At 56.5% G+C, this 549-nt stretch carries 1 pseudogene; it reads right to left on the minus strand.

Going from position 1 to position 549, the window contains the following annotated elements:
* Window positions 1-541 (minus strand): annotated as a pseudogene (locus ACFOZ1_RS16465) (IS1 family transposase); the annotation flags it as partial.
* Between the last annotated feature and the right edge of the window lie 8 nt (window positions 542-549).

The following is a 549-nucleotide window of genomic DNA, read 5'->3' on the forward strand; positions in this document are numbered from 1 at the left end:
ACGTGCAGCTTTCCCTTCAGGCGGGATTCATACAGCGGCCAGCCATCCGTCATCCATACCACGACCTCAAAGGCCGACAGCAAGCTCAGAAGACGCTCCAGTGTGGCCAGAGTGCGTTCACCGAAGACGTGCGCCACAACCGTCCTCCGTATCCTGTCATACGCGTAAAACAGCCAGCGCTGGCGCGATTTAGCCCCGACGTATCCCCACTGTTCGTCCATTTCCGCGCAGACGATGACGTCACTGCCCGGCTGTATGCGCGAGGTTACCGACTGCGGCCTGAGTTTTTTAAATGGCGGAAAATCGTGTTGAGGCCAACGCCCATAATGCGGGCGGTTGCCCGGCATCCAACGCCATTCATGGCCATATCAATGATTTTCTGGTGTGTACCGGGTTGAGAAGCGGTGTAAGTGAACTGCAGTTGCCATGTTTTACGGCAGTGAGAGCAGAGATAGCGCTGATGTCCGGCAGTACTTTTACCGTTACGCACCACGCCTTCAGTAGCTGAGCAGGAGGGACAACTGATGGAGATGGAAGCCACGGGAGCAC

The sequence above is a fragment of the Gracilibacillus marinus genome (assembly GCF_042651725.1).
GTDB classification, from domain to species: Bacteria; Bacillota; Bacilli; order Bacillales; family Amphibacillaceae; genus Gracilibacillus; species Gracilibacillus marinus.